The sequence below is a fragment of the Pseudoalteromonas sp. SWYJZ12 genome (assembly GCF_015864395.1).
Lineage (GTDB): Bacteria > Pseudomonadota > Gammaproteobacteria > Enterobacterales > Alteromonadaceae > Pseudoalteromonas > Pseudoalteromonas arctica.
Window position 1 is genome coordinate 34,595 of the sequence record NZ_JADYXH010000024.1, and the last position, 13,248, is coordinate 47,842.

A 13,248-nucleotide genomic window follows, 5' to 3' on the forward strand; every position below is an offset into this window, starting at 1 on the left:
AATCAAATAACAGAAACAAAAAAGAGCAACGAATGCTCTTTTTTGTATTAATTGAAAACTAATTAAATGTCTTTAGGTTTTTCTATGTAATAACCTTGAACGCCATCTAAGCATAAAGTTTCTATAATATGTTTTTCTTCTTGGCTCTCAACACCTTCAGCAAATACGCTAACACCAATGCGGTGGGCTAAATCGACCATTAAGCGCATAAAGTACTGATTGTTTTTATCGTCTTCGAGGCCGCGAGTATAACTTGCGTCCATTTTAATAAAGTCAGGTTTTAAATCTCGGAAAAACTTAAATGAAGTTAAGCCAACACCAAAACGTTCAACTGTAACGCGTGCGCCAACACGGTGAACCATGTCGATAAAGCGCTTACTAGCCTTGATGTTTTGCTGTAAACCAAACTCACTTACTTCAAATACTAGTTTAGATGCAATATGCGTATCTTTCAATAATCGGCGCTCTAGCCAAATTACAAACTGATCGTTGTGTGCACTAGAGGCTGTCACGTTTAAACCAAAAAACTTTTCAGATAAATTACGGCTTTTAACCTTTTCAAGAGAAGAGTCTATTATCAGGCGATCAATTTCTATTGCCATATCAAGCTTTTCGGCCATCGCTAAAAAAGAAGCGGTAGGCAGTACTTGATTGTCTTCTGTTTTAAATCGAACTTGTACTTCAGCGTAGGCTTTTATGCTTTTACCAAGCGGCATAATGTTTTGCATTACCAAATGCACACGCTTAGATTCAATAACTTCTTTAATAACCTTACGCCAGTTTTGATTACCAAACCCCGCACTTACGTTATTAACTAAATCGGTTTCGCGTTGTACGTGCCATGCGTTTACTTGTTTTGATTGCGCCATGCTCATTGCGTTATCAACAACAGAAAGCAATTCGCCTAACGGCTTACCTTTTTCGTAACCTACAATACCCGTATTAGCTACCGAGCTTAACTCTTGATTTTGTTGGTACTGCGTGAAGCGCGATTGCAGGTTTTCACCAAAGCGCTCAGCTTCTTTTAAAGGAATGTGGGGTAGTACTACAGCAAAGTCAGAGCTGTTTAATCTAAATACTTGGCTGCCGGTGTAAGTGCCGCTTATGTGCTTAATAATATCGGCAACGCCTTTAACGTACTCGTCACCTTTTTGATAACCACGGCTTTGGTTTATAGCTTGTAGTTCGCTACAACGAACCATAGCTAAAGAACCAAATGTACTTTGCTCAGTATTTTCAATATTTTTTTCGTAGTACTCAACAAACATATTACGATTACCAAGCGAGGTAATTACATCTTTGTACGCTTCATGCTTAATAGTCATAGCAGCGCTTTGTATGTCTTCGTTTTTGTTTTTTAAGAAATGTGATAATCGATTAAAGCTAGGTACTAAATCTTTTCCCATTTTTTTCAATCGAGTGCCATCTAGTGCTGTTTCTAAATCATTATCAACTTGGTTTTGATTGATATAAATATCGATAATGTCAGCAACTGTTGTACTTATGTTTTTATTTAAATGGTAAAAAATAGATTTCATTAGAATTATTGGAATAATAACTAAAATGGCAGAAATCAAAATAACAATAAAAAGGGACGTTTGTAGCTGCGACGCTAAATGCTCAATGTTAAGTACAAATTCAACTTTTATATCTGAGGCGTCATTTACAGCAAATTGAGGGCGCACTGAGTTAAAGTTAGAGAGTACAAAATCAGCAAACATTGGTAATTGAGTAGGGGGGTTTATGCTAAATATTTCAGCCCCTTGGTAATCTCTTAGGGTGAAGCTTGAAAACGTTTTACCATCTGCAATTGATTGTTTTAAATTTTGAGCAGAAATATCGTCTAAAGAAAGGTCATTAATATACTTAGTAACAGTAGTTTGCGCACTTTTTTGTGCATCACTTACCGCAGTATCAAAGCTTATAGATATGAAGTAGCTTCCTGCTGCAACACACAATAACCAAGAGATAATTTGTATAAAAATAAGTTTTTTAAATCCAGCCATGTTTTCAGTCTTTTAATAATTCAAAAGGGAAGGAATCAAGTCCTTGATTAATAAACTAAGTACAGCGCATTAAGGAATAAACTAATGCTTTAGTTATATAAGGAAGAGTAGTGGAATTAGCTTGAGATGTCTATGAAATTCTTAGAATTGGCTCCCCCTCCCCGACTCGAACGGGGGACCTGCGGATTAACAGTCCGTCGCTCTAACCAACTGAGCTAAGGGGGAACTAAATGATAATTATGAATTTGGCTCCCCCTCCCCGACTCGAACGGGGGACCTGCGGATTAACAGTCCGTCGCTCTAACCAACTGAGCTAAGGGGGAACTACATCATAAACATAAACTTGGCTCCCCCTCCCCGACTCGAACGGGGGACCTGCGGATTAACAGTCCGTCGCTCTAACCAACTGAGCTAAGGGGGAAATCGTAAAAACTTGGCTCCCCCTCCCCGACTCGAACGGGGGACCTGCGGATTAACAGTCCGTCGCTCTAACCAACTGAGCTAAGGGGGAAGCGTCTTGCCTTTCAACGGGGCGAAATATTAATGACCGCGCCGCAAAGTGTCAACATATAAAAGTCATAAATTGAAAAAAGAGGTTTATTCGTTGTTTTTGTGTTCGATCTGCGTGTTTTATAGCTCTATTAAAGTTACTTTTTTAAAAATTTAAGAATAACAATGTGACTTTTATTATTGCTGAGTCTTCAAATTGGTTAAATTAAACACGGTATTAAAGTGGCTTGTTATTAAAAAACAACTCAAAAACATAAAAACTCATTTTTTACTTAGCGATATTTTTCGTATTTAATTCGTTTTTTGTTTTAATTTTCTAAAAATATACCTATGCGTATATTCGCAGAAATATTTTTTGATCTAAATTGTGATCTAATCACTATGTATAAATGAGTATTTGTTTTATCCGTTCAAAAATAGAGCAATCAATAACTTAACTTTGTATTAAACGTTTTTTTATACCTAACGTACAACTATGTTAAGAAGAAAAATTGGTGAGCTACAGTTTTTAGCGTGAGTTTATAAAAATGCCACAATTAACAAATGGTCAATTGGTTGGATATCACCGAAAATGGAGGCTCTCTCAAAGCCTTTATAAATGCGGGTTTGAATGAGTTATCCACGGTTTCTGTGGATAACTCTGTTTATGAAACTTTAAGAACATCATCGGCACCAATGGTTTAGGGTGCTACAACGATTTCAAGCTTTTAAATCACTATTTTTAATTCAATATAAAACAATGGGTTATGATTTGATGCTGAATGTATGCAACTCGATGAGGGAATTTTTTCGTAACGATAAACCAAGCAGTACCTTTGTGTAAAAAAGCATCATATATCACTGGGTGTTTGTAATAAAAGTTATAAAAATGTGTTTTAATTGGTTTTTGGTGTGTTTAGGCTCTATTTTAACAAAAAGAAGCAAAAACTAAGTTTTACTATTTTTTCGAATCTTTACTTCTTTAATTACTTCAATTGTAGTGATAAATCCGTGGCTTGAACTGCCTTGATGCTTTAAAATGATTCGTTCAGTAAAAGAGGCCTATTTATTTCATGCGCGCAATTTCAAAATCCCAGACTCGCCCAGATTTACTAAACGATCCCATCTTGCCCACATTAAAGACGATGACCATCCCGATGATATTCGGCATGATCACGCTAATGATGTTCAATATTGTCGATACATTCTTTATAAGCTTACTAGGCACTGAGCCGCTTGCAGCGGTGAGCTTTACATTTCCGGTTACCTTTACCGTTATTAGCTTAGCAATAGGGCTGGGGATCGGTACATCGGCGGTAATAGCAAAAGCGCTCGGTAGTAATAAAATAGATGAAGCGCGTTTTGACGCTAGTATTTCTTTAATGGTTGGTGTGGTTCTGGTTATTGTGTTGTCATCTGTTGGGTATTTACTGATTGACCCCATATTTACTTTGCTAGGAGCGGGCGCACAAGTATTGCCGTTAATACACGAATACATGAATATATGGTTTATTGGTAGTGTATTTTTAATAACCCCAATGATTGGTAACTCGGTACTGCGCGCCAGTGGCGATACAAAAACGCCAAGTATAGTAATGGGTGGAGCAGGGCTGATAAACGCTGTACTCGACCCTATACTGATATTTGGTTTTGGGCCAGTACCAGCGTTAGGTATTCAAGGCGCGGCCATAGCAAGCGTTATTGCATGGTCTGTTGCTGTGGTTATTATTTTATATATATTAGCGGTTAAAAAACGCTTGTTGAGCCTAAAAGCAGGCAAGCAAACAGTGACGGGCGCTATTCGTAAAATATTAAAAATTGGTTTGCCTGCTGCCGGCGCAAACATGCTTACACCCGTTGCAATGGCCGTAATGACCGCTATGGTTGCGCATCACGGGCCAGAGGCCGTAGCTGCATTTGGAGTGGGAAGTCGAATAGAATCTATTGCAAGTATATTAGTGCTTGCACTATCGATGACATTACCGCCATTTGTTAGCCAAAACTTTGGCGCTGGCAAATTATGCCGCGTTAAAGAAGCGTATACCGGCACACTAAAATTTGTAATGGTATGGCAATTTGCCATTTACGTATTACTCATTGCATTTTCAGGTGTTATAAGCCAATTATTTGGTAAAGAACAAGCCGTAATAGATGTAATTAAACTCTTTATTTATACCATCCCGCTAAGCTATGGCTTACAAGGGGTGATCATATTATCAAATTCATCGTTTAATGCTTTACACAAACCAATGTACGCATTGGTATTAAGTGTCATTCGGTTATTCATATTTTATGTACCATTTGCTTATGTAGGCAACGAAATAGCCGGATTATTAGGGCTATTTATTGGCGCTGCTTTAGGTAACTTATTTACAGCAATAGTGGCATACAAATGGTTTATGAAAAAACTAGAAGCGCTGAGCGGCGAATCGTTACAGGAGTGCAATAATTGAGCGATCATTTTCAGTTAAAATCACATTTTAAACCAGCAGGCGATCAGCCCACAGCGATTAAGCAGCTATGCGAAGGATTAGAAGCAGGCCTTGCACACCAAACTTTATTAGGTGCCACCGGTACAGGTAAAACCTTTACCATGGCTAATATTATTAACGATTTAAACCGTCCAACAATAATAATGGCGCACAATAAAACGCTTGCCGCGCAGCTATACGGGGAAATGAAAGAGTTTTTCCCTAAAAATGCGGTTGAGTATTTTGTATCGTATTACGATTACTACCAGCCAGAAGCCTATGTTGTATCTAGCGACACATTTATTGAAAAAGATGCCTCGATAAACGAGCATATAGAACAAATGCGTTTAAGTGCGACCAAAGCACTGCTTGAGCGTCGCGACACTATTATTGTGGCGTCGGTATCGGCTATTTATGGTTTGGGCGACCCTAAATCATACATGAAAATGATGCTACTTTTAAAAGTGGGCGAAAAAGTAGACCAACGCGACATGCTGCGTCGCCTAGCTGAAATACAATACACCCGCAACGATATAGATTTTAGCCGTGGTACATATCGTGTACGTGGTGAAGTGGTTGATATATTTCCTGCAGAATCTAGCACCTTCGCAATTCGCGTAGAAATGTTTGATGACGAAATAGAGCGCTTGAGTATTTTTGACCCGCTTACAGGCGCCGTCGAAAAGCATATAATACGCACCACTATCTACCCAAAAACACACTATGTTACCCCGCGTGAAAAAATACTCGGTGCTATCGATAAAATACAAGAAGAACTAAAAGATCGAAGAGCCCAGTTACTCAGTGCTAATAAATTAGTAGAAGAGCAACGCGTAACGCAGCGTACGCAATACGATATAGAAATGATGCGGGAGCTAGGTTATTGCTCTGGTATAGAAAACTACAGCCGCTATTTATCGGGCCGTACGCCGGGCGATCCGCCACCCACATTACTTGATTACCTCCCAGACGACGCATTGATGATTATTGATGAATCGCACGTAACCGTATCGCAAATTGGCGCAATGTATAAAGGCGACAGAAGCCGAAAAGAAAACTTAGTTGAATATGGCTTCAGAATGCCCTCAGCAATGGACAACAGGCCGCTGCGCTTTGAAGAATTTGAAGCTATTTCACCACAAACAATTTATGTATCGGCAACGCCAGGCGACTTTGAGTTAGACCGTTGTGTGGGCGCAATCGCAGAGCAAGTAATTCGTCCAACAGGCTTGCTCGATCCACTTATTGAAGTGCGCCCAGTAGGCGATCAGGTTGATGATTTACTTTCAGAAATTTATAAAAGTGTAGAGAAGGGCGAACGCGTACTTGTAACCACTTTGACCAAGCGTATGTCTGAGGATTTAACCGATTACTTAAGTGAGCACGACGTAAAAGTGCGTTACTTACATTCAGACATAGACACGGTTGAACGGGTTGAAATTATTCGTGATTTACGTGCAGGTGTGTTTGATGTGTTAGTGGGCATTAACTTACTTCGAGAAGGCCTGGATATGCCAGAAGTGGCGCTAGTAGCCATACTTGATGCAGATAAAGAAGGCTTTTTACGCTCAGCGCGTTCAATTATTCAAACCATTGGTCGTGCTGCACGTCACTTAGATGGCCGCGCTATTTTGTACGGTGATAAAATTACAAAATCGATGGCTAAGGCCATGGACGAAACAGCGCGCCGACGCGAAATTCAGCATGCTTATAATATTGAACACGGTATTGAACCGCATTCACTAGCCAAAAAGATTCTTGATGCGATGGATGTAGGCGAAGAAGCCGGCCCTAAAGATAACCTTAGACTTGTTCGTAAAGATTCTAAAAAGGTACTTAGTGCTAAAGAAATTACAGTGCAAATTAAGCAGCTTGAAACCAAAATGCATGCATACGCAAGCGACCTAGAATTTGAAAAAGCGGGCTCTGTTCGCGATGAAATACATGAACTACAACAACAGTTGATTAATTAAAAATGACAGCAAACTTTACTCCTCTTATTACTGCGCTTGAAGATGCGCCAATTTTAAAAAATGAACTGTGCCGTGTTTTTCATGGCCGTGGCCATAGTGTTGAGGCGTTAAGTCATATTAATTTAGACTTTTATCCGCCAAGTTTGTTTTTGGTTTCGTACGACGAAATTGACGAGCAAACACTAAGCGAGCTTACCGATGTTGTGTGGCAGTGGGCACAAAAAAACCAGCCAGAGCTTATTAGCTCACTTGTGTATCAGCAACGCGCTGGCGTACAAAGCCAAAACACCGTGGTTTACGGGCAATTACCTAACCCGCATGTTGTAACCGAAAACGGCATTCGTTTTTTGGTTGATTTACAGAGTCGTCAAAATACCGGAATATTTCCCGATATGCGCAGCGGCCGTGAGTTTGTAATGGCTAATAGTAAGCATGGTAAAGTGCTTAATTTATTTTCGTACACGTGTGGGTTTTCGCTTGCAGCTATGCAAGGCGGAGCAGATCATGTAATGAATATGGATATGAGCAAAGGTGTACTTAAAGTCGGTAAGCAAAACCATCAATTAAATGGTTTTGAGCGCGGCGTAAGTTTTTTACCTCACGATATTTTAAAGTCGTTTGGAAAACTAAAAAAAGCAGCCCCGTTTGATTTAATAATAGTTGATCCGCCAAGCTTTCAAAAAGGCAGCTTTATATTAACTAAAGACTATCAAAAAGTGCTGCGCAGGTTGCCAGAGCTACTTTGTGATACCACACAATTGTTATTGTGCGCTAATAGCCCAGAGCTTAGCGAAGAGGCGTTTAAAGCGTTAATAAACGAGCACACCCAAGGCGCAATTGAATTTGTTGAGCGCCTAGCCCCTACCGAGCGTTTTATTGAAGTAGACAGCGACAGAAGCTTAAAAGCACTTATCTACAAAACGTCACAATCTGCTGATTAAATGAAGCTCAGCAAACGCCTAACTGCCATTGATACATTAATCTCGCAGCATCACGATATTATTTGGGATTGCTGCTGCGACCATGGTTATTTAGGCATGGCGCTATTAAAACGCGCAGCTGCAAACCAGGTTATTTTTGTAGATATAGTCGCCACTTTAATGAACGACCTAGAAACGCAATTATCATCTATTAATAAATTACAAAAAACCTGTAATAAAAATCCGCAGTGGCAGGTCTTATGTCAGGATGTAGGCAAAATTGAAATTGCTCAAAGTAAAAGCCAAGTAGTTGTAATCGCAGGTGTTGGCGGTGAGCTGTTGTTAAGTTTAATACAACATATTATTGCTAATAATGCAGTGGAGCATTTAAATAATATTCGTTTTATTTTGTGCCCAGTGCATCACACTTATAAGTTGCGAGTCGGTTTAAAGCAATTAGGTTTAGGGCTTGTAAGTGAGCAAATAGTTTACGACAACAAACGTTTTTATGAAGTGATTGAAGTGAGCTTTAGTAGCAATAATGAGATTAGGCACACCGGTAATAAAATGTGGGACTTTGCTAGTGCAGAACACGCTATGTACCAGCGCCAACTCATAAATCATTATAATAAAATGCTCAATAAAGATAAGCCATACTATCAAAAAGTTATAACAGACTATCAAGAACTCACCGATAGTTAAAAAAGCCCGAAAGTAGGGCGTACATGTGATCTAATTACGACATTGACGACGTAATGTGTTCATAGTTTATATCGCACAACGCGAGTTTATTTGGTTTATTTATGTCAGATAACAAGAGTCACATTAATCATTTGCTTAGCAATGAGCAAAAATGGCAACACAGTTACGAGCAACCTATTTCTTATGCACCCCTTGTGCAATTGGCTAATAGTAGCTGGGTAGTGCCACAACATTTTTTACGTTACAAGCACACGCTTGAAAGCGTAAACGAAGTACTTGAGAGTATTGAGTTTTCGGCTCACTTTAGGGTGCTTGCTGCACAAAAAGGTGAAGAAATTTACCTGCAAGTAGCAGTGCTGAGCCCAGATAACTATCAAAAAAGTGCATCTGCAAATGAAGGCAAAGCCAAAAAGCTATTATTTGGCAGACGCTGGATAGTAGAGGAAAACTTACCTACTTCAGAACTTATCCAAACTGCATTTTTAGCGTTAAAAGTAGCGCGTGAACATGAAGTAAGAGAGCTTTTTCAGTTAATGCAAAGCGGCGCAACAAGTACGCCATTTAATAACCATCACGACTTACCGGTAATGGCTCAAAACCCTGAGCTTGTTAAAAGTGAAAGTGCTGAAAGCCGTGTTGATGAAGTGCTTAAACGTATTGTATTTGCAGGAAAAAGTATTGAGCTTAAGAGCCAGCAGCAAATAGCCGAGCAACATTTATATACTGTTGAGCTGTTGTGTGAAGATTGCCAACTTAGCGAGTTTAATAAAAAAACAATCGCGTTTTTAACAGCAGATCCATCCGCTAATAGCTTTTTACACGCCTTAATTACAGCATTAGTAGCCACAAGCAATGATTACGTAAACGAGCAATTTAAGTACAAAGGTTTTGCCCGCTTTAGTAAACACGTTGTGGTTGAACAAATAGGTAACTTAAGTATCGCTATGCGCTCGCCAAGTACCGTAGGGCTTTGCTCTATGGGTAAGCAACATGCTAATCAGTTAAATTTTGAGATAGACAGCGGGCGAGCACCACAGGGCTGCGGGCAAGCTATTGGTGGGTTTTTAGCTGCTCATGGCATTGAGCAGCCAGAAAATGCACATTTATATCCAAATTACTTATAACAATTTAAAGTTTATTAATTTCATCTTTAACGCTAAAGCTTGAATCGGTAACAATAGCCTCAAGTGTTTGTACACGTTCTTTTAATGCAAGCACTTGTGCATTTGTTTCAGCTAATTGTTTATGGGCATCGCTGTTGTTGTTTTGCATTTTATGCTTAAACTCAAGATGCTTTTTATACATATCGTAAACCACTCCTGAGCCAACCGAAATTAGCACAATAAGTACAATCATCGTAGTTCCAGACATAACCTCATTCCTTATCATTTTATTATTCGTTTATGGTTAAAGTATAACCTTTAAGCGCTTTTGATAAAGCTGACAATTGTAACTTAATTTGTATACTTTACTTAAGCTCAGGTTTGAGCGTGTTCATCATTTATACACTTTAGATATTGTTTAATGGCTGCATAGCCACCATATAATAAACATACTTTAGCCAATACAGTGAGTTGCCATGTTAAATAATAAAATACCTCCCGTTATTGTTGTGCTGTTTTTTGCAGGCATAATGGCGCTTATTGCGCATTATAGTGTTATTGATTTCACCGCATTTATTACCTACTTAGCAGCAAGTTTGGTCATTATAGGGTGTGTTTTTTGTATTGCAGGGGTGGTGAGTTTTAAAATAGCAAACACCACTGTAAACCCTAATAAACCTGAGCAAGCGTCAAAACTTATTACTAGCGGTATTTATAAAATTTCGCGTAACCCAATGTACGTAGGTTTTGCATTTATTTTAGCAGGGTGGGGTATTTGGTTAAGTTCCTTGTGGGCACTTTTATGTATTATAGGGTTTATTGCGTATTTAACGTTTTTTCAAATAATACCCGAGGAGCGTGCGCTCACTAAATTATTTGGCGAAGAGTTTACCGCCTATAAAGCGCGCGTAAAACGCTGGCTGTAATCTCTACGTTAAAATTAGACAAACAAAAAAGGCTATCGATGATAGCCTTTTTTTGTTTACAGCAATTGTATTACCAATTAATTGCTGCTTATTCGTATTCTAACGGGTCTGTAATGTTATTTAGTGCAAATGCTTCAAGGCGTTCTTGGCACGCGCCACATTTACCACAGGCCTTTTCACGGCCGTTATAACAAGTCCACGTTTGGCTGTAATCTAATCCCATTTCAATACCGTCGGTTAAAATACCAATTTTAGTATTGTTTAAGTATGGGCTAAAAATTTCTACAGCGTCGTAATTAGCAATACGACACACATCATCCATTTTTTGCACAAATTCAGGACGGCAGTCAGGGTAAATAGCATGATCCCCAGAGTGAGCGCCGTAATAAACTTGGCCAGCTTTAAGTGATACCGCGTAACCAACAGCAAGCGAGAGCAAAATCATATTACGATTAGGTACAATCGTACTTTTCATGCTTTCTTCTTCGTAATGGCCTTCAGGCACATCAATGTCATCAGTAAGTGATGAGCCACCAATAAGTTGGTTAATCGCCGAAATATCAACAATTTTGTGTGGAACGTTTAATTTTTCACACACACTTGCCGCCACTTTAAGCTCTTTTACATGACGCTGACCATAGTCAAATGATAGGGCATATACATCATGGCCTTGTTGCAGGGCTTTATTTAATACGGTAAATGAGTCCATACCGCCGGAATAAATAACAACTACTTTTTGCGTCATATCTGTTTTGCTCTTAGTTTTAATAGAGGTTTATATCAGGGCGCGATATACTACACGGCCGCAGCTTAAATAACAATTTTTGCACAGCGCTTTTTGGTTTTTTAATAGTAGCAATTTGGCTGCTAGGTAGTAAGTGAGATCTCTTTTGTACAAAATTAATGAAGTGTTTGAAACCATTCAAGGTGAAGCTAGCTTTACTGGCACACCCTCAATATTTTTACGTCTGCAAGGCTGCCCAGTAGGCTGCTCTTGGTGCGACACTAAGCAAACGTGGGATGTTGATAATGTATATAAAGTATCGCTGGACGAAACCGTAGAAAAAAAAGCCGACTCAGATCATTGGGCTAACGCCAGTGCAGAGCAAATTTTAGCGTTGTTTCAATCACGAGGTTATACCGCAAAGCACGTAGTTATTACTGGCGGCGAGCCATGCATGTTTGATTTAAATCCAGTATGTAACTTATTACACGAACACGGCTTTAGTACACAAATAGAAACCAGCGGCACGTTTGAAATACTCGCCCCAGAGCAAACATGGGTAACGGTATCGCCAAAAATTAATATGCGCGGTGGTTATGAAGTACTTACCAGCACCATGAAGCGTGCAAACGAGATAAAACACCCCGTTGCTATGCAAAAGCACGTAGAAGAGCTTGAAGAGTTATTTGCTAAAACAGGCGTTAATCCAAAGCTTGTTTACTTGCAGCCAATTAGCCAAAAAGTATCAGCAACTAAATTAGCAATCGACACCTGCATTGCCAAAAACTGGCGCCTATCAATACAAGTACATAAGTATTTAGGAATTAGTTAAAGAGTAGCTTAAAGTTATAGTACGTAGGTTGGGTAGAGCGTAGCGAAACCCAACGAATCTCCAATTCCACACCGTTTTATAACAACGCTCTATAATATTTAAATACACAGGCCGTATAAGCAAAGCGCCATCCGACAACCCTGTACTTTATAGACTGAACTTTATAACCTAAGATTACATCTACCCTAAAGCTCATATCTTCTTCGTTAATTGTGCTAATTAGTTTACTATGCGCGACTTAAAAATATTCTACTACTTACCACTAGGCTTATATGTCCGCAAATGCACTCTACACCGACCTTTCTGATTACTACGACTTAATGTGCGCAGATATAGATTATCAAGCCCAAAGCAATTCTATTCACAGGCTGCACCAAATTTTTGGTAATGGCGCAAATACCCATCTCGATTTAGCATGTGGCACCGGCCCGCATGTACGCCACTTTATTGATTACGGCTATAAAAGTAGTGGGCTTGATTTAAACCAGCCAATGCTCGATAAAGCAAAAGTTCGTTGTCCAGAAGCGCAATTTTCGTTGCAAAACATGAGTGAATTTAAAGTAACCGAGCAATTGGATTTAATTACCTGCTTTTTGTATTCAATCCATTACTGCGACGGCATTAATAAGCTAAAAGAATGCCTTGCCAGCGTATACAATGCATTAAATGTAGGTGGAATATTTTGCTTTAACACGGTTGATAAAAACAAAATCGACAGCGATTCATTTGTAGAGCACACAGCAACAAGCGAAAATAGCTTCTTCACATTTCGCTCTGGTTGGCACTACAGTGGCAGTGGCAGTAAACAGTTATTAAAACTCAATATAGAAAAAACCACCGCAGACAAAACACTCGTATGGCACGACGAGCACCCAATGGTGGCTTTTAGTTATACCGAGCTCAAAGAAGCCTTAAAGCCGTACTTCGAAATCCACATATTTGAACATGACTACGACAAAATAACCCCATGGGTAGAGCGCTCAGGCAACGCCATTTTTGTCTGCGTAAAAATTTAAGACAAACGCGTAGATACCATCTCTTCTAACCAGCCTCAAGCTTTCTTTAAATAGCTTGGGGCTGATATTCAGTTTGATTCTTCACA

General features: G+C 39.3%; 11 protein-coding genes and 4 tRNA genes. 8 read left to right on the forward strand and 7 right to left on the reverse strand.

Features of this window, described 5'->3' with window-relative positions:
* Nucleotides 1-62: 62 nt before the first annotated feature.
* The 5 genes from I6F42_RS18040 to I6F42_RS18060 form a co-directional block, all read right to left on the reverse strand.
* Nucleotides 63-2,006 (reverse strand): EAL domain-containing protein, encoded by a 1,944-nt coding sequence (locus I6F42_RS18040; RefSeq protein ID WP_007585367.1) that lies wholly within the window; start codon nucleotides 2,004-2,006, stop codon nucleotides 63-65.
* Nucleotides 2,007-2,154: 148 nt separating this feature from the next.
* A tRNA-Asn gene (locus tag I6F42_RS18045) sits at nucleotides 2,155-2,231 on the reverse strand.
* A gap of 21 nt (nucleotides 2,232-2,252) precedes the next feature.
* Nucleotides 2,253-2,329, reverse strand: a tRNA-Asn gene (locus tag I6F42_RS18050).
* A gap of 21 nt (nucleotides 2,330-2,350) precedes the next feature.
* A tRNA-Asn gene (locus I6F42_RS18055) sits at nucleotides 2,351-2,427 on the reverse strand.
* A gap of 13 nt (nucleotides 2,428-2,440) precedes the next feature.
* A tRNA-Asn gene (locus tag I6F42_RS18060) sits at nucleotides 2,441-2,517 on the reverse strand.
* Between the two features lie 1,051 nt (nucleotides 2,518-3,568).
* Here I6F42_RS18060 and I6F42_RS18065 point away from each other — a divergent pair.
* The 5 genes from I6F42_RS18065 to I6F42_RS18085 all read left to right on the forward strand — a co-directional run bounded on the left by I6F42_RS18065 (nucleotide 3,569) and on the right by I6F42_RS18085 (nucleotide 9,685).
* Nucleotides 3,569-4,948: an MATE family efflux transporter gene (locus I6F42_RS18065; RefSeq protein ID WP_024591018.1), complete on the forward strand. Its 1,380-nt coding sequence runs from the start codon at nucleotides 3,569-3,571 to the stop codon at nucleotides 4,946-4,948.
* A complete protein-coding gene (uvrB, locus tag I6F42_RS18070) occupies nucleotides 4,945-6,939 on the forward strand; it encodes an excinuclease ABC subunit UvrB (RefSeq protein ID WP_007583893.1) in 1,995 nt (664 codons plus the stop codon). The genes I6F42_RS18065 and uvrB overlap by 4 nt, the downstream gene beginning before the upstream one ends.
* 2 nt (nucleotides 6,940-6,941) lie before the next feature.
* Nucleotides 6,942-7,880, forward strand: a complete 939-nt coding sequence (locus I6F42_RS18075; protein WP_024592356.1) for a class I SAM-dependent methyltransferase — start codon at nucleotides 6,942-6,944, stop codon at nucleotides 7,878-7,880.
* On the forward strand, nucleotides 7,881-8,561 hold the full coding sequence (locus tag I6F42_RS18080) for a tRNA (adenine(22)-N(1))-methyltransferase TrmK (protein ID WP_197152980.1): 681 nt from the start codon (nucleotides 7,881-7,883) through the stop codon (nucleotides 8,559-8,561). It abuts the gene before it with no gap.
* A gap of 101 nt (nucleotides 8,562-8,662) precedes the next feature.
* Nucleotides 8,663-9,685: a hypothetical protein gene (locus I6F42_RS18085; protein ID WP_101217392.1), complete on the forward strand. Its 1,023-nt coding sequence runs from the start codon at nucleotides 8,663-8,665 to the stop codon at nucleotides 9,683-9,685.
* Between the two features lie 4 nt (nucleotides 9,686-9,689).
* On the opposite strand, the gene I6F42_RS18090 is transcribed toward I6F42_RS18085, so the two are convergent.
* Nucleotides 9,690-9,932, reverse strand: coding sequence for a hypothetical protein (locus I6F42_RS18090; protein WP_007583900.1), 243 nt, complete (start codon nucleotides 9,930-9,932; stop codon nucleotides 9,690-9,692).
* Nucleotides 9,933-10,140: 208 nt separating this feature from the next.
* Between I6F42_RS18090 and I6F42_RS18095 the strand changes: the two genes are divergently transcribed.
* A complete protein-coding gene (locus I6F42_RS18095; protein WP_197152981.1) occupies nucleotides 10,141-10,590 on the forward strand; it encodes an isoprenylcysteine carboxylmethyltransferase family protein in 450 nt (149 codons plus the stop codon).
* Nucleotides 10,591-10,678: 88 nt separating this feature from the next.
* Here the strand turns inward: I6F42_RS18095 and queC are convergent, their stop codons facing one another.
* The gene (gene queC / locus I6F42_RS18100) at nucleotides 10,679-11,335 is read right to left on the reverse strand and encodes a 7-cyano-7-deazaguanine synthase QueC (protein WP_007583902.1); all 657 of its coding nucleotides are present in this window, start codon (nucleotides 11,333-11,335) and stop codon (nucleotides 10,679-10,681) included.
* Between the two features lie 145 nt (nucleotides 11,336-11,480).
* On the opposite strand from queC, the gene queE reads away from it, so the two are divergent.
* Both queE and I6F42_RS18110 read left to right on the forward strand, forming a co-directional pair.
* Entirely contained in the window at nucleotides 11,481-12,146 is a 666-nt protein-coding gene (gene queE, locus I6F42_RS18105; protein ID WP_002960417.1) for a 7-carboxy-7-deazaguanine synthase QueE, read from the forward strand.
* Nucleotides 12,147-12,418: 272 nt separating this feature from the next.
* Nucleotides 12,419-13,162, forward strand: a complete 744-nt coding sequence (locus tag I6F42_RS18110) for a class I SAM-dependent methyltransferase (protein ID WP_197152982.1) — start codon at nucleotides 12,419-12,421, stop codon at nucleotides 13,160-13,162.
* Nucleotides 13,163-13,248: the final 86 nt, after the last annotated feature.

Excerpts from the sequence above, each read along its gene's own strand:
- I6F42_RS18110 (WP_197152982.1), top strand. The coding sequence starts at position 12,419 with ATGTCCGCAAATGCACTCTACACCGACCTTTCTGATTACTACGACTTA.
- I6F42_RS18090 (WP_007583900.1), bottom strand. The coding sequence starts at position 9,932 with ATGTCTGGAACTACGATGATTGTACTTATTGTGCTAATTTCGGTTGGC.
- I6F42_RS18080 (WP_197152980.1), top strand. The coding sequence starts at position 7,881 with ATGAAGCTCAGCAAACGCCTAACTGCCATTGATACATTAATCTCGCAG.
- I6F42_RS18075 (WP_024592356.1), top strand. The coding sequence starts at position 6,942 with ATGACAGCAAACTTTACTCCTCTTATTACTGCGCTTGAAGATGCGCCA.
- queC (WP_007583902.1), bottom strand. The coding sequence starts at position 11,335 with ATGACGCAAAAAGTAGTTGTTATTTATTCCGGCGGTATGGACTCATTT.
- I6F42_RS18065 (WP_024591018.1), top strand. The coding sequence starts at position 3,569 with ATGCGCGCAATTTCAAAATCCCAGACTCGCCCAGATTTACTAAACGAT.
- I6F42_RS18095 (WP_197152981.1), top strand. The coding sequence starts at position 10,141 with ATGTTAAATAATAAAATACCTCCCGTTATTGTTGTGCTGTTTTTTGCA.
- I6F42_RS18085 (WP_101217392.1), top strand. The coding sequence starts at position 8,663 with ATGTCAGATAACAAGAGTCACATTAATCATTTGCTTAGCAATGAGCAA.
- I6F42_RS18040 (WP_007585367.1), bottom strand. The coding sequence starts at position 2,006 with ATGGCTGGATTTAAAAAACTTATTTTTATACAAATTATCTCTTGGTTA.